The sequence below is a fragment of the Gemmatimonadaceae bacterium genome (genome assembly GCA_035633115.1).
Taxonomy (GTDB): domain Bacteria; phylum Gemmatimonadota; class Gemmatimonadetes; order Gemmatimonadales; family Gemmatimonadaceae; genus UBA4720.
Map to the genome: position 1 here is coordinate 122,217 of DASQFN010000112.1, position 21,630 is coordinate 143,846.

Annotated in this window: 19 protein-coding genes, 5 tRNA genes and 1 pseudogene; 17 read left to right on the top strand and 8 right to left on the bottom strand. The window is 61.5% G+C overall.

From position 1 onward, the window contains the following. Positions 1–3: 3 nt before the first annotated feature. Positions 4–1,590 carry a F0F1 ATP synthase subunit alpha gene (gene atpA, locus VES88_16260; protein HYN83041.1) on the bottom strand — a complete coding sequence of 529 codons (1,587 nt, stop codon included), beginning with the start codon at positions 1,588–1,590 and terminating at the stop codon, positions 4–6. A gap of 149 nt (positions 1,591–1,739) precedes the next feature. On the opposite strand from atpA, the gene VES88_16265 reads away from it, so the two are divergent. Together VES88_16265 and VES88_16270 are read left to right on the top strand one after the other, a co-directional pair. After that, positions 1,740–2,492, top strand: a complete 753-nt coding sequence (locus VES88_16265) for an ABC transporter ATP-binding protein (GenBank protein ID HYN83042.1) — start codon at positions 1,740–1,742, stop codon at positions 2,490–2,492. A 7-nt stretch (positions 2,493–2,499) separates the two neighbouring features. Beyond that, positions 2,500–3,354: a helix-turn-helix domain-containing protein gene (locus VES88_16270; GenBank protein ID HYN83043.1), complete on the top strand. Its 855-nt coding sequence runs from the start codon at positions 2,500–2,502 to the stop codon at positions 3,352–3,354. Between the two features lie 249 nt (positions 3,355–3,603). Here the strand turns inward: VES88_16270 and VES88_16275 are convergent, their stop codons facing one another. Next, entirely contained in the window at positions 3,604–4,491 is an 888-nt protein-coding gene (locus VES88_16275) for an RNA polymerase sigma factor RpoD/SigA (protein ID HYN83044.1), read from the bottom strand. 292 nt (positions 4,492–4,783) lie between these two features. On the opposite strand from VES88_16275, the gene VES88_16280 reads away from it, so the two are divergent. From VES88_16280 to VES88_16310, 7 genes are all read left to right on the top strand, one after another. After that, a tRNA-Ala gene (locus VES88_16280) sits at positions 4,784–4,856 on the top strand. Between the two features lie 65 nt (positions 4,857–4,921). Next, positions 4,922–4,994 (top strand) — tRNA-Gly (locus VES88_16285). A 40-nt stretch (positions 4,995–5,034) separates the two neighbouring features. Continuing rightward, positions 5,035–5,108: transfer RNA gene (locus tag VES88_16290), tRNA-Val, on the top strand. Between the two features lie 29 nt (positions 5,109–5,137). Next, a tRNA-Arg gene (locus VES88_16295) sits at positions 5,138–5,211 on the top strand. A 259-nt stretch (positions 5,212–5,470) separates the two neighbouring features. After that, positions 5,471–5,887: a TadE/TadG family type IV pilus assembly protein gene (locus VES88_16300; protein HYN83045.1), complete on the top strand. Its 417-nt coding sequence runs from the start codon at positions 5,471–5,473 to the stop codon at positions 5,885–5,887. Positions 5,888–5,910: 23 nt separating this feature from the next. Then, positions 5,911–6,372 (top strand): TadE family protein, encoded by a 462-nt coding sequence (locus tag VES88_16305; GenBank protein HYN83046.1) that lies wholly within the window; start codon positions 5,911–5,913, stop codon positions 6,370–6,372. Next, positions 6,373–7,623 carry a pilus assembly protein TadG-related protein gene (locus VES88_16310; GenBank protein HYN83047.1) on the top strand — a complete coding sequence of 417 codons (1,251 nt, stop codon included), beginning with the start codon at positions 6,373–6,375 and terminating at the stop codon, positions 7,621–7,623. It abuts the gene before it with no gap. A gap of 53 nt (positions 7,624–7,676) precedes the next feature. Here the strand turns inward: VES88_16310 and VES88_16315 are convergent, their stop codons facing one another. After that, on the bottom strand, positions 7,677–8,141 hold the full coding sequence (locus VES88_16315) for a hypothetical protein (GenBank protein ID HYN83048.1): 465 nt from the start codon (positions 8,139–8,141) through the stop codon (positions 7,677–7,679). A gap of 304 nt (positions 8,142–8,445) precedes the next feature. Between VES88_16315 and VES88_16320 the strand changes: the two genes are divergently transcribed. From VES88_16320 to VES88_16330, 3 genes are all read left to right on the top strand, one after another. Beyond that, a complete protein-coding gene (locus tag VES88_16320) occupies positions 8,446–8,673 on the top strand; it encodes a helix-turn-helix transcriptional regulator (protein ID HYN83049.1) in 228 nt (75 codons plus the stop codon). Between the two features lie 1,343 nt (positions 8,674–10,016). Continuing rightward, positions 10,017–10,166, top strand: coding sequence for a hypothetical protein (locus VES88_16325; GenBank protein HYN83050.1), 150 nt, complete (start codon positions 10,017–10,019; stop codon positions 10,164–10,166). Between the two features lie 120 nt (positions 10,167–10,286). Beyond that, positions 10,287–11,543 (top strand): sensor histidine kinase, encoded by a 1,257-nt coding sequence (locus tag VES88_16330; protein ID HYN83051.1) that lies wholly within the window; start codon positions 10,287–10,289, stop codon positions 11,541–11,543. Between the two features lie 53 nt (positions 11,544–11,596). Here the strand turns inward: VES88_16330 and VES88_16335 are convergent, their stop codons facing one another. Both VES88_16335 and VES88_16340 read right to left on the bottom strand, forming a co-directional pair. Further along, the gene (locus tag VES88_16335) at positions 11,597–12,610 is read right to left on the bottom strand and encodes an NAD-dependent epimerase/dehydratase family protein (protein ID HYN83052.1); all 1,014 of its coding nucleotides are present in this window, start codon (positions 12,608–12,610) and stop codon (positions 11,597–11,599) included. Between the two features lie 35 nt (positions 12,611–12,645). Further along, entirely contained in the window at positions 12,646–13,080 is a 435-nt protein-coding gene (locus VES88_16340) for a hypothetical protein (protein HYN83053.1), read from the bottom strand. 336 nt (positions 13,081–13,416) lie between these two features. Between VES88_16340 and VES88_16345 the strand changes: the two genes are divergently transcribed. Further along, the gene (locus VES88_16345) at positions 13,417–14,817 is read left to right on the top strand and encodes a cupredoxin family copper-binding protein (GenBank protein ID HYN83054.1); all 1,401 of its coding nucleotides are present in this window, start codon (positions 13,417–13,419) and stop codon (positions 14,815–14,817) included. A 357-nt stretch (positions 14,818–15,174) separates the two neighbouring features. Then, entirely contained in the window at positions 15,175–17,772 is a 2,598-nt protein-coding gene (locus VES88_16350) for a DUF5916 domain-containing protein (protein HYN83055.1), read from the top strand. 69 nt (positions 17,773–17,841) lie between these two features. On the opposite strand, the gene VES88_16355 is transcribed toward VES88_16350, so the two are convergent. Both VES88_16355 and VES88_16360 read right to left on the bottom strand, forming a co-directional pair. Then, positions 17,842–18,126 (bottom strand): nuclear transport factor 2 family protein, encoded by a 285-nt coding sequence (locus tag VES88_16355; GenBank protein HYN83056.1) that lies wholly within the window; start codon positions 18,124–18,126, stop codon positions 17,842–17,844. A gap of 197 nt (positions 18,127–18,323) precedes the next feature. Continuing rightward, positions 18,324–18,791 (bottom strand): hypothetical protein, encoded by a 468-nt coding sequence (locus tag VES88_16360; GenBank protein ID HYN83057.1) that lies wholly within the window; start codon positions 18,789–18,791, stop codon positions 18,324–18,326. A 322-nt stretch (positions 18,792–19,113) separates the two neighbouring features. Here VES88_16360 and VES88_16365 point away from each other — a divergent pair. Further along, a tRNA-Arg gene (locus tag VES88_16365) sits at positions 19,114–19,187 on the top strand. A 93-nt stretch (positions 19,188–19,280) separates the two neighbouring features. On the opposite strand, the gene VES88_16370 is transcribed toward VES88_16365, so the two are convergent. Next, positions 19,281–19,550, bottom strand: a complete 270-nt coding sequence (locus tag VES88_16370) for a hypothetical protein (protein HYN83058.1) — start codon at positions 19,548–19,550, stop codon at positions 19,281–19,283. 83 nt (positions 19,551–19,633) lie between these two features. Between VES88_16370 and VES88_16375 the strand changes: the two are divergent. Both VES88_16375 and VES88_16380 read left to right on the top strand, forming a co-directional pair. After that, a pseudogene (locus tag VES88_16375) lies at positions 19,634–19,796 on the top strand (tyrosine-type recombinase/integrase). 116 nt (positions 19,797–19,912) lie between these two features. Then, the gene (locus VES88_16380) at positions 19,913–21,514 is read left to right on the top strand and encodes a tannase/feruloyl esterase family alpha/beta hydrolase (protein ID HYN83059.1); all 1,602 of its coding nucleotides are present in this window, start codon (positions 19,913–19,915) and stop codon (positions 21,512–21,514) included. The last annotated feature ends 116 nt before the right edge of the window (positions 21,515–21,630 follow it).

Below are 21,630 nucleotides of genomic sequence, written 5' to 3' on the forward strand. Positions count from 1 at the left end.
GTGCTAGGCCGCCGTCTTCTCGGTTCCGCGCATGTTGTTGAAGGCCTCGATCGCGCGGCGGAGATCGGCTTCCCTGTCCTTCGAGAGAACCTTCTCCTTGCGAATCGAGTCTGTCACCTGCGGATACTCTACGGCGATGTACTCGCGGAAGCCGCGCTCCCATTCCTTGATCTCGGCGACCGGAACTTCGTCGAGGAATCCGTTCGTCACGGCGTAGATCACGACGACCTGCTCTTCTGCGGGCATCGGCTGGAACTGCGGCTGCTTCAGGAGCTCGACCGTACGCGCACCGCGCTCGAGCTGCTTCTTCGTCGCCGCGTCGAGGTCCGACGCGAACGAGGCGAACGCTTCGAGCTCGCGGTACTGGGCGAGATCGAGCCGCAGGCGGCCCGCGACCGCTTTCATCGCCTTGATCTGCGCGTTGCCACCGACGCGCGAGACGGAGATGCCGACGTTCACCGCGGGGCGAACACCCGCGTAGAAAAGGTCGGCCTCGAGGAAGATCTGACCGTCGGTGATCGAGATGACGTTTGTCGGAATGTACGCGGACACATCGCCGGCCTGGGTCTCGATCACGGGAAGCGCAGTGAGCGATCCACCCGGCTTGAGAATGTTCACGCCGTCCACGACGGCGTCATCGTTTCTGAGCTTTGCCGCGCGCTCCAGCAGACGCGAGTGGAGATAGAAGACGTCGCCCGGAAACGCTTCACGGCCGGGCGGGCGACGAAGCACGAGCGAAAGCTGGCGATACGCGGCTGCCTGCTTGGTGAGATCGTCGTACACGCACAGTGTTGGCTTCCCTTCGCTGTACATGAAGTATTCGGCCATCGCGCATCCGGAGTAGGGGGCGATGTACTGCATGGGCGCGGGATCTGATGCGCTCGCGACGACGACGATGGAATAGTCCATCGCGCCGGCCTGGCGAAGCTTTTCGACGACTGACGCGACGGTCGAGTTCTTCTGTCCGATGGCGATGTAGACGCAGATGACGCCGGTGCCCTTCTGGTTGATGATAGTGTCCACGGCGATGGCGGTCTTTCCGGTGCCGCGGTCGCCGATGATCAGCTCGCGCTGGCCGCGTCCGATGGGAATCATCGAGTCGATCGCCTTGATGCCGGTCTGCAGCGGCTCGTTCACAGGCTGTCTCACAATGATGCCTGGCGCTTTGGAGTCGACTTTCCGCGTTTGGGTCGTGGTGATCGGCCCCTTCTGGTCGAGCGGTCTGCCGAGTGGATCGACTACGCGTCCGACGAGCTCTGGCCCGACCGGAACCTCGAGCACTCGGGCCGTGCGCCGGACCTCATCGCCTTCCTTGAGCTGGAGATAGTCGCCGAGGATGACGGCGCCGATGTTGTCTTCCTCGAGGTTCAGCGCGAGGGCGGTGATTTTCTCCCCGGTCTCGGAGGAGGTGACTTCGAGCATCTCACCGGACATGGCTTTGGCGAGTCCGTAGATGCGAGCGATGCCGTCCTTGACCTCGAGAATGGATCCGACTTCTTCGACGTCGAGGTCCTGGAGGTCGGCGGCTTCGATCTCACGGAGGAGGATGTCCTTGATTTCGCCCGGACGAAGAGTGGTAGCGGTAGCCATAGATGTGGTTTGCTGTGGGCGGGTTTTCGAGCGGCGCGGGCGGGCGATCATCGGGCAGAATCCCCGCCTCGTTTTGCTTGTGAAAAATATCACAAGCGGCCGGTGACTGCAAGGAGACGAGCTATCGCAGCCCCGGTTAGATTAGCGACGTGATCCGCCTCGTTGACGTCCACAAGTCCTTCGGGCCCAAGACAGTGCTGGAAGGGTTTTCGCTCGACGTGGCGGAAGGCGAGACGATGGTAATCATCGGCTACTCGGGCTCCGGAAAATCCGTTGCGATCAAGCACATCGTCGGACTGCTCGAGCCGGACGAGGGCACTGTCTGGGTTGACGGCAAGGAAGTCCCGCGGCTCACCCGCCCCGAGCTGTACGATCTCCGCTCGAAGATTGGCTACGTCTTCCAGTTCGCCGCATTGTTCGACTCGATGAGCATCGGCGACAACGTGGCGATGGGTCTCCGGAAGGAGCACAAGCTTCCCGAATCCGAGATTCAGGAGCGGATCAGCGAATCGCTCGAGCTCGTAGACCTGCCGGGAGTTGAAGGGAAGTTCCCGGCCGAGCTTTCCGGAGGAATGCGGAAGCGCGTCGGAATCGCGCGAGCGATCGCGCGGCGTCCCAAGTACATCCTTTATGATGAGCCCACGACGGGGCTCGACCCCGTGACGAGCGCGGTCATCGACCAGCTCATGGTGCGCACACGCGAGAAACTCGGCGTCACGAGCATCGTCATCACTCACGACATGCGGAGCGCTTACACGGTCGGCTCGCGGATCGCGATGCTTTACGAGGGCAAGGTGCGACAGGTTGGAACGGTGGAAGAGATAAAACACACGACCGACCCAATAGTCTGCCAATTCATCGAGGGACGTCCGAGCCTCGAGCTCGCGGCGACCGGCGTCTAGCATCGCCATGGATACCGCGGATCTTCCCACCATCCTTGCCTTCGTTCCCCGGGAGCGTGCGCGGTCGCTCGTGCGAACGGCGTTTCCGAAACGAAAATGGCGGGTCATCGCCGCGCGTGACGCCGGCGAATTTGCGGACGCTTTGCGGCGGACTCTGGTCGACGCGGCGCTCGTCGACATTGGATCGCCACTGGCAATCGCGGCGCTCGCGTCGAGCGGGAGCGATGGACCGCTCCCGACGAACGGCGGAAGCGCTGACGAGACCTGGAAGATCGCCGCTCTCGCGCAGGAATTTCCGAGTGCGCCGTTCTTTGCGATCAGCCCCCTTCGGGCAACCGACGCGCCTGCCGTCGCGCGCTGCAGCGCGCTCGAGTTCTGCGATGTAATTGCCGACGGGATCGACGAGCCGGTGGCGCGGGAGCTGGTCGCACCTCAGACATTTTCCGCCAGGTTTTATGCGGCGCTCGTCAGCCCGCCACCCGCGCTCAGACTCGAGACACGAATGCAGCTCGCGAGCTGGCGGGCGATTCTCGCCGGTGGGGGCCGGCCGGTGCGAACGAGCGCGCTGGCGAAAGCGGCAGGCGTAAGTCGCGAGCACCTGAGCCGCAACTTCTCGGGGCTTGGCTCACCAAACCTCAAGCGGGTGATCGACCTCGTGAGGATGATCGCCGCGGCTGAGCTCGCAAAGAATCCCGGCCTGGACATCCGCGACATCGCCCACATCCTCGGCTTTGCGTCGTCGTCCCACCTGGCGGTGACGGCCCAGCGCGTGCTGGGCACTCGGCCGGCTTCTCTGTCGCGGCTGAGAACGGTGGATTTGATAGAGCGATTTGTGCAGGGGAGAACGCGCAGTCGAGGATGAACTAACAGACCAGACCCATTCAGTTTGCGCGTTCTGCGTTTCCTGTTGCCCCGTCGTCAGTTATTCAGTCGCATTGCCGCGATGACACATCAGGGCTTAATCGGTTCCGCGATATGTCATCCCGGCAAAGCGACGGAATGACGGACGACTGAAAAACGGTACACTCGCAACGCGCAAACTGAATGGGTCTAAAAAACAACGGCACGCCGATTTCTCGGGCGTGCCGTTTCGTTTTTCTCGTCGGTTGCCTTACGCCGCGAAGCTCCCGAGTGCTCGACCAACATCCCCCTCACGCAGGCGCTTCAAGGCGCGATCGCGCAGCTGACGAACGCGCTCGCGGGTGACGCCGAGCATCGAGCCGATCTCCTCGAGTGTGTGCTCGCGGCCGCCTTCCAGTCCGAAGTACAGGCGCAGCACCTTCGCATCCCTGGGAGGAAGCGTCGACAACGCCGTCTCGATCTCATCGTTGAGGAAGCGGTTCATTGCCTCCTCCTCGGTGTCTGGCATCTCGTCGGCGACGAACCGCTCGATCAGAGAGCGATCGCCTTCCGGATCCATCGGTGCGTCGAGCCGCACGTCGCCTGTATTGAGCGCGGCGAGCGACTGCACTACGTCGACCGAGAGTCCCGTGAGATGCGACAGCTCTTCGGGCGTCGGCTCGCGCCGCATCTTCTGGCGAAGGATCTCCGACGCCTTGATGATGCGCGACAAGTCGGCCGTCCGGTTGAGCGGAACGCGCACGGTTCGCCCCTGGCGCGCGAGCGAGCTCAGGATGGCCTGACGAATCCACCACACCGCATAGGAGATGAACTTCACTCCCTGGTCGGGATCGAATTTTCGGGCAGCGGTGAGCAGCCCGACGTTCCCTTCCCCGATCAGGTCGATCAGAGGAAGTCCGCGGTTCTGATACTTTTTTGCGACGGAGATGACGAAGCGCAGGTTGCGCTTTACGAGCTCCTGCAGCGCGTCCTGGTCTCCAGCACGAATCTTCCGGGCAACCTCGATCTCTTCGTTTCCCTTGAGGAGCGGGTAAGTACTGACCTCATAGAGATACTGATCGAGGATGTCGCGCTCCGGCTCACTTGGCGCGATTCCCCCCGGTGCGGCCGCTCGGCGGCGGCGCTTTACTTCAGCCATTGTTTGGACACCTCAGGTCCTTAGCGAAATACTTCTTATTTATTAGACACGGCGAACGCCGAGTGCAGCGAATTTGACGCACGAGGCAGCAATTTGCCGCCGATTTGGGTCACGTTAATTCAATACCGCCCCAAAACATCTGTGATCCTAGGAATTGTTTTCGTTGGACGTTCGGGCGCTGCAAGATACCGGCCGCGGAGCAAAATACTAGTGCGATTTCTTGACTTCGATTCTACCCGCGGATATCCTTCGCGGTTCCTCTCGGGCGCGGTTGTCCAGAGGGAAAAAGGCCGGGGGTGTAGCTCAGTTGGGAGAGCGCTTGAATGGCATTCAAGAGGTCAGGGGTTCGATTCCCCTCACCTCCATCCGGTTCGGGGCGCGAGGGGTCAGCGATTAGATTTGAGAATCGGATTTGCGTTTCCGGAGATACGCGGGAATAGCTCAGTTGGTAGAGCACAACCTTGCCAAGGTTGGGGTCGCGGGTTCGAGTCCCGTTTCCCGCTTAGCGCCGGCGGTCGGTCGTGACGCCGGCGTTTGATTCAGGGGCGGTTAGCTCAGTTGGTTAGAGCGCCACGTTGACATCGTGGAGGTCACAAGTTCGAGTCTTGTACCGCCCATGCGTTTTGGGTGATGGAAGTGAGCATGGGCGCCCGTAGCTCAATTGGATAGAGCATCTGACTACGGATCAGAAGGTTAGGGGTTCGAGTCCCTTCGGGCGCGTCAGATGATGGATTGACCCTGTGTCGCGAACGCGATGCAGGTTTTTTTTGCTATCAAATCGCATCCACGGAACTCGCGGCACGCGTTGAACCGACCTTCGGGGCCAGCTAATAGGCGTTTCCCCCAAAACGGGTGACGTTTTTCAAGTCTCGCTCGTCGCCCTAGAGAACGCGAATTGGGCAGCGCCGGGATTCCATGTCTCCGCCGGGACGCGCTGCTCTACAAATGTCGGCGGCCTTCAGGGGAGGATTCCAGCCCTATGACGCGCATCTCTTTGCTCTCACGCAGGTTTTGGAAGTCCGAGAATGGTACAGGGTTGGTGGAGTTTGCCATAGCTGCCCCGGTTTTCATGATCGTACTTTTCGGCATTATCGAACTCGGCCTCGCTGTCTGGCAAAAAAACAGCGTTGCCTCCGACGTGCGGGAAGGAGCACGCTACGCTGTCGTGCGCGGCACGGCGAGCGGGCGAACCGCAACCGCCGAGTCGGTCTCGGAATACGTCAAAACGCGAACATCGCTCGACACAGCCGCGTTCCGGGTCTACACAACGTGGTCCCCCAACAAGCGCCCGGGCTCCGTGGTGACCGTCAGCGTCGCCCACAATGTTCCTCGGCGGGGACCATTCATTCCCGCCCATACCGACAGCGCAAGCTCTCAGATGGTCATTGCCTTCTGATGCTGGCATCCAGGAGTGGGAACATGCGTGATGCAGTTGTTCGAGCGTTGAGAGCCCTTCGAAGCTCAGACGCGGGTGCCGCAGCGGTAGAGCTCGCGATGACTCTTCCGCTGCTTGCATTGCTCGCCGTCGGCGTGGCCGATTTCGGACGGCTTTATTTCACAAGCATCGCCGTGGCCAATGCCACTCGGGCCGGCGCGCAGTACGGGGCGCAGAGCACGACGACGAGCGGCAACTTTGCCGGCATAGAGCAGGCAACGCGAAATGATGCAGCAGACCTCGGCGAAATCACCGTAGCATCGAGCCGCTTCTGCCGATGTCCCGACGGCAGTACCCCCGCCTGTACGGGCACGTGTGCCTCGTATGGCGCTCCTCAGGTGTTCGTTCACGTCAGCGCAAGCAAGACGTATGCATTTCTGATTGACTACCCGGGTCTACCACCGACGGTCGCAATCACGCGGACCGCGACGTTTCGCGCGCAATAAATGAAGCGACCTGAGACGGGCTCAGCTCGGCCGGGCAACAGGCGCGGTGCGATCCTGATCATTATGGGAGTGTCGATGGTCGCCGTGATGGGCCTTCTGGTGCTTAGCATCGACGGCGGTACCCTGCAGGAGCAAAAACGACTGGCACAAACGGCCGCCGACGCAGGGGCCCTGGCCGGAGCCGTCGAGATTCTCAGAAATCGAAGGGACTCGGTGGTCGCTTCGGCAAAGAGTGAGACGGCAAGAAACGGATTTGCTGACCTGGTAGGAGCCGACACCATAACAGTGACCTACCCCGCGAGAGGTGGAACCTTCGTCGGGTCCAGGTTCGTCGGCGTCGAAGTACAACGGACTGTGCCTACGTATTTCGCGGGCATTTTCGGCTGGGGATTTGTGACCGTCCGAAGCCGGGCAGTCGCCGGTATCGTCCTGGCCGAGTACTGCTTTATCGTACTGGACCCTGCAGGAAATTCCGCCCTCAGCGTGGATAATACGTCTCGTCTCACCGGCAGCGAATGCGGCGTCGCTGTGAACTCTACCGCCTCCAATGCCGCGGATGTCAGCGATCAAGGTCATATAATCGCCAGCACGATTGGGGTGACGGGCGGCGTCTCGGGGACCAATTTCAGCCCCACTCCGGACCTGGGCATGCCACCGGTGGCCGACCCGCTCGCGTGGGTCCCGATGCCACCAGTGCCAAACACTTGCGACTACACCTCGCTGGAAGTTACGAGCGCGATGACATTGAACCCCGGAACCTACTGCTATGGCCTCAAGGTCTTCAATGGTCAAGCGATGTTGAACCCCGGCCTCTACATCTTGAGAGGAGGGGGGCTCGAGGTGAAATCGGCAGGGTCCACGCTGACGAGCCTCGGCACTGGCGTCAGCTTCTTCAACACCGTTTCGCCTCTTGGCGGAGATTACGGACCCATTCTCATGCAGGCCAACGTGACGGTGAATATCTCTGCGAACACTGACCCGGCCAGCGCTCTACCGGGCATTCTTTTTTACTCGGACCCAGCGGCGCCAAATCTGACGAACGTATTCAAGGCAGGGTCGACCAGCACCATGGACGGCACGATGTATTTTCCGTCGCAAACCATCGAATTCAACAGCGGATCAGGGAGCGTTACCAACGGCGCGGTGGTCGCGTTCCGGGCTGCCCTGAGGAACAACACTGACCTCACCTTCACTGGTTACAACCCCGTTCCAGATCTGTTTGCGTTGAAGCGGGCCGCGATTGTCGAGTAGTGGTCCCGCAAGCATCAGCTGCTTCGGACGAACGTGACGATCGATGGCGGGGCTTACGCGATGGACAAGTCGTTTTCTTTCTGCCGCTGATCGTAGCCCGACGGTACGATCCCGCCTGAGCGCCAGCGGCTTTCATAATCCTCGATGATCCCGGGCAGGTACGCTTCCGGAGACGAATATCGAATCCCGGCTCCTCCCAGCTCGGCGAGACTGCGTGTGTTATCGAGCTCCGACATCCACTGTCCGCTGAATGGTGAGCAGTGAGGCAGCAGACCCGCACGCTGCAAGTCGGCGCGAGGTACACGCTCGATGATCAGCTTGCGTTCAGCGAGGCGCGCAAGCATCGGAAGAAGTTCAGCGAGCGACATCGACTCGCCGTACGAGATGTTGTAGGCCCGTCCTATTCCTTCGCCCGAGCCGACAAGCTGGACGACCAGGCGAGCGACGTCGCCAACGTACACATGTCGAAGCGGAAGTCCCCGTTCATCGGGAACGAGGATCGCATTTCCATCGAGCATCCGCGCGACGTACGCCTGGATCCTGCCGTAGTGATCACGCTCGGAAGCGACTGGCCCGTTATGCCGACGAGCACCAGGAACGCTTCGGGCGAATAGACCTGATTATCGTCGAGAAACTGGAGGGGGAGACCGATCATGCGCTTGGCTGCTCCAGAAGCCACTCGCCGCTCTCCGAGCATTTCGTCGCGGACCACGAAAACGCAAAATACAAAACCCGACCGTCATTTGTTGTTGCTGCTGTCAAGCCTAGCAACTGCGAGCGTTGACAATAGCGACGGATCGCAGATAGCTTCATCGTATGCTGATGCGGCTACGATTACCGGAACTCTTGGACGAGCGGGGAATGTCTGCCTACGCCCTCTCGAAGCAATCCAAGGGGCGGATCAGCATGTCCACCGCCTACCGGATGGCGAGGCTTTCAGGTCGTGTGCAGAACTTCGACGCGGAACTGTTGGAGGCTCTCTGTGACGTGCTGTCGGTCGAGCCCGGAGAACTGCTAGAGCGGGATTCCGCCAAGCGTCGGCGGAAATGAGCTGCCCGGTCCACTCGCAGGCTCAGCCCTGCTTTGTGTGCGCGCTCGAGGAGAGGTTGCCAAGTTCCCTGGTGGAGCAGTTGTGCGCCTCAGCCGCCTTTATGGAGGCGCTACAGAATCGGTACGGCTATGCCTGGCGAGATCCAAGGAGAGGTGTTGCACATCGCAGCAGAGATGATACTCCCCACGCCCAAGTCCTCCGGTCAAAAAGAAGCCGCCCGTTGCACTGGGGTAGAACCTGAGTCGAGCATCCAAGGTGATAGGGGGGTGAGCGGCGCAGGCTGCGCGAGGGTCGAACCGTTCCTGCAATTCATTCCCGAGAGACAACGGGCTTGCTACGAACCTTTCGTTTCTTCGCGGCGGCTCCGCATTTAGCCGAACACTCGATAGGCTCTCGGATCACTAGAGAAGGATTTATGAAGAAACTGCTACAGGTGGCGTTCGGCGCCGCATTCGGAGTTCTGGTACTGGGCACGATAATGACCACAGTAAAAACACCGCCTTCTTCAGCAATTGTGTTTGTTGACAGGACTGCGAAGGAGTTCGTCACGCCACCTTTCGCCGCGGCCAATCCCACGCTGACAAGTCGATTCTCAGCCGCAGTGACGTACGGACAAGCGCAGGCGGAAGGATTCTCGCCGGAGCATACTTGCAATCGACAGTCGTGTTGGAGTCAGGACGGAAGATCCTTAACGGGAGCGTATCTTGAGAAAATCGGATTACTTCCACGATTAAGAAGTCGATGGAATGCAGACGGTACCTGGAGCTGGTGACGCTTCCCTTACCCGTTTCTTTACCCGTTTCTCCCGGCAAAGTACGGCATGAATGTCGGGAAAGTCCGGCACCGACGCCCGATTTCCCTCTGTAGACCGACAATTTGTCGTTAATGGTTAGTGTATGGTTCTGACTACGGATCAGAAGGTTAGGGGTTCGAGTCCCTTCGGGCGCGTCAGATGAATCAGTCTCCCTATGTCGAGTAGTCGATGCGGGGGTTTTGTTGTTCCGGGGTATTTGATACTGGCGGGAGGAGATGCTGCGCCGCAGAGTTTAGGGAGCGGGAGCTGATCAAAACCGGGAGGACACCTTGTCGGCCAAGTATCTTGTTCTGTTGGCGGTCGCGGCCACCATCGGCTGCGCATCTGGAAGCGGTGGAGCCGGCTCCTCCCCCGCGCAAACGGTTCCTCGAAAGGCCGACCTTCTGACTGCCCAGGAAGTCGCTCTCGCTCACGCTGACGTAATGAATTCTTACGACGCCATAGCGCGCCTGCGCCCGAATTGGCTCGTCTCGCGCGGTGCGTCGACGTTCGGCTCCGGGAACACCGAGTTTGCGATTGTATTCGTCGATGGGCAGCAGCACGGCAGGCCTCGAGACACTTCGGCGGATTCCGGCCTGGCACACGAAGGAGTTCCGCTACTACGACGTTACACAGGCCGGCGCGACATTCGGAATCCAGGGCGGCATGGGCGGGGTGATCGAAGTCAGGATGAGGTAAGGCATCGCGCTGAAAAGAAAGGCAGAGCGGCCTTGTCATCCTCTGGGTAAGTGTATCCGGCGCGCTCCATGCACCCTGCCCTTCGATAGGATGTCAACTTCTGTTGCGGGGATCTCATAAATGTCGGACGGAACCTCGCGCGAATGCCCCCTGGCCGACGTTCTCGCCGATCGGCTCCGTGAATCCCGGAGGGAGCTCGCGGCCCATTGGCTCGAGCGCATTGCCGCCAGGGTCTCACTCGATAAAAACAAGATCTTCCCGTCGGAAGAGCTCCTCGATCACGTACCGCTCCTGATTCAGGGAGTTGCGGACTACCTCCAGGATCCTGTAAACGAGGTGAGCGCCGACATGCCCGTGGTAGCCAAGGCAATGGAGCTCGGGGCGCTTCGGCACGGGCAGGGCTTCGACGTTTACGAGATACTCAAGGAGTACGAGATACTCGGCGGCATTCTGTTCGCGTTTCTCGCTGAAGCCGCCGACGAGATACCGGAGCCGTGCGAAAAGAGCGAGCTGCTCCACTGCGGCCAGCGCCTTTTCAAGGCGGTCACGATCATTCAGCAGACGACCACCACGCATTTCCTGCGACTGGGCGACACAAAAATTGCCGATCGCGAAACGCGCCTCCGGGCATTCAATCAGACCGTATCGCACGAGATCAAGAATCGGATCGGGGCAATACTCGGCGCCGGGGGAGCGCTCCTGGAGATGCCCGACCTCGATCCGGCACAGCAGAAGCAGTTCCTCGAGATAGTCGTCAGGAACGCCAGAACCATGCGGCATTCGGTCGAGAATCTCATCGCACTGTCGCGGACCGAAAACGATTCGCGTCAGCATCGACACGTCCAGCTTCCCGAAGCCGCGGGCGAAGCAATTCGCGAGGTGAGAGAATCGGCGAGGGATGCCGGACTGGAGATCAGACTTGGGGACCTCCCGAATATCGAGATCAACGCCGCGGCAGTGGAGCTGTGCCTCGCCAACTACCTCTCCAACGCAATCAAGTACGCTGATCCGACGAAACCGAGCCGCTTTGCCGAGATCAACGGCACCGTCGAAGCCCGCCCCAAGGGAGTCCGCGAGCTCGTCGTCCGCGTTCGCGACAACGGTCACGGCGTGCCTCCCGAAATGCGCGATCGCCTCTTCCAGCGCTTCTTCCGCGCGCACAACGTTGCAACAGACATCGAGGGCACCGGGCTCGGGCTGAGCATCGTCGCCGATACGGTCGAATCCCTCGGTGGACGCGCGTGGGCGGAGTTTCCCGGCGACGAATCTGTGTTCGCGTTTTCACTTCCATTTCGGCGGGTGGATACCGACGTTGTCCAGGGCGGGCAGGCACCTGCGCCGGAGGAAAGGCTCAGAAGCCCGGCGGGAGAAACGTGACGCGGTTGATGCGCCGAAGATTGGAAAGCTAGGGCCTGTAACCCGCCTGTGATTCAGTAGGCGAATTCTTTCTCTCTCAGCCGCTGGTCGTAACCCAAAGGGATGATTCCATTCGACTGCCATCGCTTCTGGTAGTCCTCGATGATCGATGGAAGGTATCCCTCAGGGCTCGTATAGCTCATCCGGTCTCCTCCGAGCTCGGCGAGACTGCGTGTGTTGTCGAGCTCCGACATCCATCGTCCGCTGAAGGGCGAGCAGTGGGGCAAGAGGCCGGCACGCGTCAGCTCCGCGCGGGGAACACGCTGAACGTCGAGCGTCCGATCGACAAATACCGCCAGCGTCGCAAGAAAATCCGCGAGCGACATGGACTCGCCGTAGGAAATGTTGTACGCGCGTCCGGTACCTTCGCGTGAGGCGACGAGCTGCACGATAATCCGAGCCACATCGCCGACGTACACGTGTCGCAGGGGAAGACCCGTCTCGTCGGGAACCAGGATCGTGTGTCCATCGAGCAGCCGCGCGACATACGCCTGGATACGACCGTAGTGGTCTCGCTCGGACGCAACCATGGGGAGGCGGAGAGTCGTAAGAGGAAATCCTTCGCGTGAGAACGCCGCGGAAAATTCATCCTCCGCGTCGCGCTTCCATGCGCCGTATGCCCACGCGTCGTAGTCGTCCGAGTGGCGCGGCAGCTCCGCCATCACCGGTCCGTCGTAGCTGTCCTCCCGAAACGGACGGGAGATGCCCTCGCGCACGAGGTAGACCTGACCCGTGCTGATGAAGACGTATCGTCCAACGCGACCGCCGAAGACCTCGATGGCCGATCGTGCATCGGCGCCGGTGTATGTCGTCGTGTCGAGAACGAGATCGAAATCGCGATCAGGAACGGCACGGCGCATCGCGACGGAATCGGTGCGGTCTCCGCGCAGGCGGCGCACCGCCGGCGGCAGCTCGTCCGGCGTCATCCCGCGGTTCAATACCGAGACCTCGTGACCTGCCTCGAGCAGCGCGAGCGCCGTAACGTGGCCGAGGTTGCGGGTGCCGCCCAGGATCAGAACGTCCGCCACGGGGCGACTATGTGAAAAGGCTTTTTCGTGAAAGGCTATTTCCGGAACACCGCCTGTACGGTGGCGTCGAAGGCGACGGTCAGAGTATTCGAGCCGTCCCACGTTCCATTGTATACGCCGCCGCAGTTAGAACCCACTATCGTCGGCTCGGTGAACGTGATGCTGTTCCCGTTCACGGTATAGGTGCCGTTACAGCTTTCAGTCACGGTTTGGGACGGCCCGCCGGTCAGCGTCTGCCGATACGTACCCGAGCTGCTGAAGGTGTTGTTGGCGTTCAGCGTGACGTCGCCACCGATGATCTCGAGCCTGGAGCCCTGATCGAAAAAGACCACGAACGGCATGCCGGCGCCGTTGATGGTGATCAGGGCGTAGCTTCCGGTCAGACTCGATTTCGGGCCGGAAGAGTCGCTGCATGCCACGAAGAGCGTCAGGGCGGCGAGGCCAATCAATCGTTTGATGTTGCTGGGCATACGAACCTCTGCTGCAGGATGATCGTCCGACGGGTCGGACCGGCACGTGCCTTGGTGTGTACCGAAAGCGATTCTTGCAGTTACCGCGCCATCCGTTCGATGGCCGCCCATCCTTCTCACAGTCGTGCGTCTGCCGCGCGAATGAACGCCCTCCCCTCGAAGAAGTTGTAACGCGCCGCACGCGAACTGCCCCGCAATCGACGCCAACCTAGTTTGCGGTTGCGCCTCTTCCGGCGCAGCAACGGGCGACTACGACTATTTCTGCACGATTCACGACGGCATGAATGGAAGGATACGCGTGCGCTGACGCGCCGCGTCCACTCACAGCCAACGCTCATGCGCATCCGTCATCGCGTTCACGCTATTCGACTAGTCAGCAGGCATGCACCAGTCCTTGCCGCTCTGATGCTCGTCGTTCCAGCGCCATCGAACGCCCAGTCGCTGCTCGATCGTCCACCGAATCTCTCGGCCGATTGGACGGGTGCTCCGGGCACACTGTACTTCCATTTCATCCATCGGTTCTCGACGGGCAGCGCGCCTGAGCGGAAAGTCTCGAACGTGCCGACGTTCCTCCTCGCCGCCGGGCTGCCGATGAGATTTCTAGCCGGTGTCAACTACTCCACCAACTCCGCGCTCGCGCCGCGCTTTCCGAATGAATGGGAGCTTTTCGCGCGCTGGGCTCCTCTCTCTGAGGACTATGGGGCGCCGCTCGACCTCGCCGGTCAGATCGGATACAACAATGCCGGCGAAGGTGTGGACGGTGAGGTCTCGGTTGCGCGTCGCGTCGGTCCCGCGCGTCTCATCGCTGTGGCGCGGGCTCTCTCGGATCCATTCGAGTCCGGCAACGTCCGCTACGCGTTCGGGGGCGGTGGAACGGTTCGGCTCGGAACGTACGTCGCGCTCGCCGGCGACGTTGCATCGCTGACCAGTCGCGATTCGACCGAGCGTGTTGCCTGGAGCGCAGGCCTGCACCTGGCGATTCCGCTTTCGCCTCACACGTTCTCGCTGCAGGTGACGAACACGCTCGTGTCGACTCTGCAGGGTGCGTCGCGGGGGATCGAGGGCAGGCGTTACGGATTCGAGTTTACGATTCCCCTCACGCTGCGCCGGTATTTCGGCCGTCGTGAAGAACAGTCGGCTGGCGATTCAGCGTCGGCTGCAGCGACGGCGGATTCGGCTGCGGCTGTCGCGGCGTTGAACACCGACACCACGACCGTCGCCGTGAGGCCGACTCCAGCGCCCGCACCGGCGAGTAATGTGCCAACCAGCGTGCCTCCGACCGCGCCCGCTCCGGCACCGATACCGGGCGACACGACGCCGGCGCCGAGCCCGCACCGCGACACATCGCGGGTGACGGTGCCGCGTGCAAACACAGGAGCGACGACTCCGCCGACTTCGCCCGCAACCCCGCGTCGAACGACTACGCCTCGTCCCTCGGCGCCCGCGTCGCCGCCAAGGTCAACGCCCGCGCGTCGCGCCGCGAGTACCGTTCGCACTGGCATCAGGAACCTCAACTATCTCCAGTCGCGGCAGGAGATCGCTGTGGGGACTACGGTCGAGTGGAAGAACAATGATCCTCTGCCTCACACTGTCACTGCCGTGGACAAGAGCTTCAACTCGGGGCTCATCCAGCCCGGAAAGACTTACACCCACACATTCACGAAGGCTGGCACTTACAACTTCTTCTGCACGCCGCACCCGTTCATGAAAGGGCTGATTGTAGTGAAGGCTCAGTGAGCGCCAGCGTATGGGTACCGTGTGACGCTGGTCAGGCGATAATAGCCTTTGCGAGAAATGGCGCCACCTTTTGACATTTACGAGTAGGAGCCTTGCGGCCCGGCCTGGGATTGATTACGACAATCGTGTCAGAAGCTGTTCCCTGTGCCTCGTGCACTTGACACGGTCGCGTTATTTTGTGCGATGGGAAAATCACGAGGTCACTTCCAACCCGGTATGTCGGGAAGGCTTCAGGGAACTCATCCCCCTTAATCCGTAGATGGCAGGACTGATGTAGATGTACTGCGCCGGTCACTAATACACGTGCTGCGTCTGCTGTGGTGAGACTCTGACCGAGGAGGCGGGTCCAGTAAAGCGATGAAGCCTTCCCGCCTCGCGCTTGCCGCGCTCGCCGCTCTCTCGGCGGCCGCCCCGGCACTGCCGGCTCAGATTATCGAGGCGGTTCGCATCACCGGTGGCTTACCCCGGCTCGATGGGCGCCTCAACGAAGAGGTGTGGCGCACCGCTGCGCCAGCGCAAGGTTTCATTCAGCGCGAGCCGAGCGAAGGTGCACCGGCATTGGATCGTACTGAAGTTCGCTTCGCGTACGACGAGAACGCGCTCTGGATCGGGGCGAGGATGTACAGCCGAAGCCCCCGCGACATTCGCGCTCTCATAACACGCAAGGATCGCGAGGGAAGCTCGGAGCAACTCATCGTATCGCTCGACACACACCGGGACAGGCGCACTGCGTACTCGTTCGCGGTGACCCCCGCCGCTGTTCGAATAGACTATTTCCACGGCAGCGACTTCGAGGACCAGCGAAACTACGACTACGATCCGGTGTGGGAGGCGGAGACTGTCATTGATTCGATCGGCTGGACGGTGGAGATGCGGATACCGTTCACGCAGCTCCGGTTCAACCCCGGCGACTTTCAGGAGTGGGGCGTCAACCTTACGCGCAAGGTTCCGGCGCGGAACGAGCAAAGCTATTGGGTCCTCGTCAAGCGAAATGAAACCGGATGGTCGTCGCGCATGGCCGCGCTGACAGGTATCCGCGGCGTCCGCCCTACCCGCCGCATCGAGCTCCTGCCATACCTCGCGGCCGATTCCCGGTTCATCAGGGTGACCGACCCTGCCGATCCGTTCGCCAGGGACTACGCGACTGGCTTCCGCGCCGGCGGCGACGTCAAGATGGGGATCGGCCCGAACCTGACGCTCGACGTGACGATCAATCCCGATTTCGGGCAGGTTGAAGCCGATCCGGCCGAGGTGAACCTGTCCGCATACGAGACGTTCTTCCCGGAACGCAGGCCGTTCTTTGTCGAGGGGCGGCAGCTCTTCGGAGGGTCGGAGTACTACTACACACGGCGCATCGGCGCGCGCCCGCCTGGGAGCGCGGATGCGGACTACCAGGAGCGCATCGGCAATACGACAATCCTCGGCGCTGCCAAGCTCACCGGCCGGTTGCCATCGGGGTTGTCAATCGGGGCGCTCACGGCTGTGACGGAGGAGGAGGAAGTTTCGACGTACGATCTGGCCTCGGCGACTTTTGGAAAAGCGGTCGTCGCACCGCGCACGGGGTACGCGGTGGCCAGCGTCCAGCAGGAGTTCGGGCGGACGCGCTCTACGATCGCCGGAACGGTGACGATGGTACAGCGCGGGCTCGAGACGGGGACGCCCCTCGCCGCGCTCCTGGCGCAGTCGGCCTACACGGCGAGCGTCAATACGCGAATCAGGTGGGCGCGAGGAATGTATGACGTCGGCCCGTACATCGGTGCCACACACGTGCGAGGCGACTCGGTGGCGATCCTGAGACAGCAACTCTCGTCGCGCCGGTTCTGGCAGCGCCCCGACGCATCGCACGTGAGCGTGGATCCGTCGCGCCGCACTCTTACCGGCACCAGCATGGGCATCAGCCACAGGAAGCTTTCCGGCAAGCACTGGTTGTGGGACATCGACTACTCCCAGGTATCTCCCGGCCTGGAGCCAAATGATATCGGCGCTTGGGGGAATGTGGACGATCGGGGCGGGAACGCACGGATAACTTATCGCGAGACCGCACCGCGGGGATGGTACAGATCGTACTCGATCACGACCGGCACCGAAGCGAACTGGAATTTCGAGGGTGTCCGGACTTACTCAGAGCTCTGGGCATCCTCCAATGCGACCCTGTCGAATTTCTGGCGGGTGAGCGCGTATGCCGACTATGAGCCGCGATCGGTCTCCGACGCACTCACCCGCGGCGGGCCTCTCATGGGAAGGCCATCCAACCATGGAGGCAGCATCGCGCTCGAGAATCAGTCGGGCGCGCGCAATCAATGGCAGATCAGGCTCAACGCATCGAAGGACGAATTCGGGGGATGGAACCGGGACATCCAACTCGGTCTCACATACCGGCCCGGCCCGCAGTGGGAGCTGCGTCTCGGTCCAAGGTGGGAGCGGGGTGAGTCGTCGCGGCAGTACGTGACATTCGTCGACGGCGGACCCGCGGCCACGTTCGGACGGCGCTACGTATTCGCCCACGTGGATCGGAGCGAGATCGCGGCCGGCCTGCGTCTCAACTATACCTTCACTCCGCGGCTCACTCTCGAGAGTTACCTCGAGCCGTTCGCGGCGAGCGGTACGTACCGCGGCTTCGGCGAGCTGCGCGAAGCCGGGGGTTTTGAGCTGAGAGCATACGGCACCGACGGCACTACCATCACGCGGAGTGCGGGGGAATCGCACCACGTCACGGCCGACGGCCAGACGTTCACGATCTCCGATCCCGACTTCAACGTCAGGTCGTTCCGCAGCAACGCCGTTCTGCGCTGGGAATGGCGCCCGGGCAGCACGATGTTCGTGGTGTGGCAGCAGGACAAGAGCGCGAATCGCGAGCTGGGACTGGTGCGGCCGGGCGACATCTTCGACGCATTTCGGGCGAAGGGTGACACCTTCCTCGCCGTGAAGGTGAGCTACTGGATCCCGCTGAAGTAACTCAATAACTCACGCGATCGACGAAGCAGGTAGCTTCGGGTTAATTGCTCGTCAATCGCGTTCTCGACACTACGATCCCTGCGGATTCGTGATCGGACGCGGATCATAGAACGGCCGGATTTGCTTGAGCTTCCCGTTCGAGATGCGGAAGCAATCGAACACGGGAATCACACCAAACGTAGTGTCGAAGTCAAACACTGTCGCCACGTATTCCCCTTCCACGATGTGCTGCTTCACTCGAATGTCCCTGATTGCCGGGAATAAACCTGCAAGGAAATCCGCAACAGCTCGTTCACCGATCAACTTGGACGACAACGGACTTTCGAAGGTGACGTCAGGAGCAAACGCAACCACTGAGATCTTTTTTTCTCAGACCTTCAAGGTAGCCTTCAACAACCTTTATCATTTCGTCTCTCACCAGTCCCCCTTTATCAAACGGTAACTTTCCGATCTCGGAATTGTTCCCGCTCCTTAACGCCCAGGACTGATAATTATCGTGCGGGCTGGCCTGCCGTTCGATGGCTCCAGCCCGCACAACCTCGCCTCGAGACTCAGTGCTTGCGGCTCCCGACGAAGCGGTAGCGCATTGCTACCGAGTCAGGCTTGGAGGCCAGCGTCATGGCGCCTGTACCCGTCCCATCGTCGCCCTTCACTCGGACAACCCACGTATCGATCACCTTTCCACCCTTGACGGCAGGGTCCGAGTACGGCTTGCTGATACCAACCGCGCTGTCTGCGGCGATTGTGTACGCGTATTCGATCGTTTGGCTGGAGCCCTCGGAAGTGCCCTTGCAGGATCCGGCCCCGCAAACCGTCGTCCACCTGCCCACCACCGAATCCGATTCCATGGGCATGGTCGTGCCTGTCCACGTGCCGACCATATCGGCCTCGGTCATCGCGGGAGCCATTGCCGGAGCCATTGCCGCGTCACCCATTGCGGTGTCTGCCAGCGGTGGCTCGGCTTTCGCACAAGCCACTGCAGCGGCAAAAACCGGAAGCAACATCCACGTTCGACGCATGAGGTCCTCTCGCTTGGCGGTTGAAAATTGTGTGTGGGGATTTCACGACTTTGAGAATGGGGTCCGCCGCGCCAAAAATAAGCCGTGCCTGCCACTGCTGCCAGTGTCACGTACCATCGAGCGGAGCGCGCACACCGATCGCGGTGCCGCCAGCGAGGAAGAGGAAAATGTCCGAGGCTTCCAGGATGACCTGCCGCAGCAACGCCGTTCTGCGCTGGGAATGGCGCCCGGGCAGCACGATGTTCGTGTGTGGCAGCAGGACAAGAGCGCGAAAATCGAGATACCGCCATCCTCTCTTGGTGCGGTAAGTTTGAGAGGAGCTGCGCCCGTAGCTCAATTGGATAGAGCATCTGACTTCGGATCAGAAGGTTGGGGGTTCGAGCCCCTCCGGGCGCGTTAGGTAAGTCCTTTTCCCCGTGCTGCTTATGTGGTGCGGGGCTTTTTCTTCGCTCGGAGCGGGGGCTGTTTGTAGGACTGTTTCCCCCGAAATCAACCACTTTTCGCCCGCTCCATGACCTTGCGTGGTTCGTTCATCACTCGGAGTAGCGTGTCGTCGTCAACCTGCTGATAGCAACGAATCAGCGTCGTCACATCTGACCATCCGCCCGCCGCCGCAACATCAGCGGTTGGCAGGTGCTTTCTGGAGGTCGCCCACCCTCTCCGGTATGCGTGCCATAGCGAACCGTCGAGCTTGGGGAGTTCTGCTTTCTGCTCGGCTGCGCGGAGCCAGGCCGAGAACACATCGGTACGAACCGGCATTGTCGCGTCTGTATCGCTCGGGAATACGAGCGAACCGAACGCACTACCAAGCCTCACGCGGGATGACTTGATCTCGTCGCGCGCACTCGTTCGCGACTCACCTGCTGGAAGACGGGTACGACATTCGGACGCTGCAGGAACTGCTGGGGCACACGGACGTCGGTGCGACGATGATGTACACCCAAGTTCCTGAAGCGCGGGGGGTTGGGCGTCCGGAGTCCGGCGGATCGGTTGGGCGGTGAATAGCAGATATTGCGACGAATCTTGCCGCGTTGGCAGAGTCAGAGGTAAAATCCTGTGCAGGTGAATAGAGAGTTAGGCCGGCAACGCATAGTGAATGCAGTCCAGATTGGAGGTTGACAATGAGGCGTCTGGCGGTTCTCGCACTGATCGTCTTCTTCACGGGTGGCGCGGCAACCTTTCCGGCCCAGAGTGACGGTGCTGCTGTACCCACGGCGGGTACAGATGCAAGCCGCTGTGCCGCGCTCGTGAACGTGATGCTGCCGGACCTGCCCGATACGCCGACGCGGATTGTGTCCGCCCGTCTCGTGGACGTGCCGGCGGCAGGCCTCGACGGGGGGCGAGGAGGCGCGCCGATTGCCACGCGCATCAAGCAGTACTGCCAAGTGAACGGCTACGTCGCGCCGCAGAACAAGTTCGAGTTGCGGCTCCCGATCCCGGCCGACTGGAATCAACGGTTCTTCTTTACTCCCTGCGCCGGATTCTGCGGCGGCGTCAACGGCGAGGCCTGCAATCCGAGTCTGGCGCGCGGGTACGCCGCGGTGACGCACAACGGCGGGCACGACGGGCGCCAGGGGTTCGACGGCGTGTGGGCAGCCGGCTCCCCCCGTCTTCAGGAGGATTTCGGCTGGCGCGGCGTGCACATCGTAACGATCGCGACCAAGGCCATCACGACGCAGTATTACGGGCGGCCGATCGTGCGGTCTTACATCTCCTCATGCTCCAAGGGCGGGCAGAGCGTTCTGAGACAGGCGCAGCAGTTTCCCGAGGATTACGACGGATATCTTCCAATCGCGCCCGTCTACGACTTCGTGGGGCGAGTGATGGCGGGCGCCTGGTTCGCGCAGGCGGTGAACGACGGCCGCGGCGGATCGGTGCTCGATCAGGCGGCGGCGGCAGCGGTGCACAAGTCGGTGCTCGCCCGCTGCGGGTCGCAGGCGGGCGTCGACGAGGGATTGGTCACCGATCCGATGACGTGCGACTGGAGGCCTGAGATGATGGCCTGCACGTCGGCCAATGCCGCTGGGTCCGATTGCCTGACGCCACAACAGGTCGCCGCCGTCACGCGCCTGATGAGCCCGGTCGTCAACTCGAAGGGCCAGGTCGTCTACGCGTATCCGTACATCGCCGGCACCGAAACCGAGTGGGGCGGATGGAACTATTCGCCGGCCGGTCCGGTCCTCAACAACCTCTTGAACGATCAGTTCATGAAGTTCATGGCGGACGCCACACCCCGCAAGAACGTCAACCCGCTCGGGTCAGACTTCGATCGCGTTCCCGCCACGCTCGCGCGCGCGCGGTCGATCTACGACGCGACGTCGACGGACTTGCGCGCGGTGAAAGCGCGCGGCGGCAAGATCCTGATGTGGCACGGCCTCGCCGACGGTAGCATCATGGCGAGCTCGTCAGTCGGCTACTACGAAAGCGTGGTGAAGACGATGGGCGGCCGGCAATCGACGGATGACTTCTTCCGCCTGTTCCTGATCCCGGGCGTGCATCACTGCGGGGGCGGGCCAGGGCTCACCGACTTCGACGCGCTCACGCTGCTCGAAAACTGGGTCGAGAAAGGGCAGGCCCCGGACGTCCTGATCGCCCGCCGGCTGGCGAACGGCGCAGTGGAGCGCTCGCGCCCAGTCTATCCGTATCCGATTCGAGCCCGGTATTCGTCGGGCAATCCTAAGGACGCGTCGAGTTTTGTGCCGTTCGACCCGGCCCGGCCGTAGCGCGACCCAATCGTTGCTGCTAGGAAACTTTGTCCTAGGCAAATCCTTCTTCGTCGTACCGAATAGCTCCCCCCACGATCCCGGCAATAGGCTACAACACCCTAGCTTCGGCACTT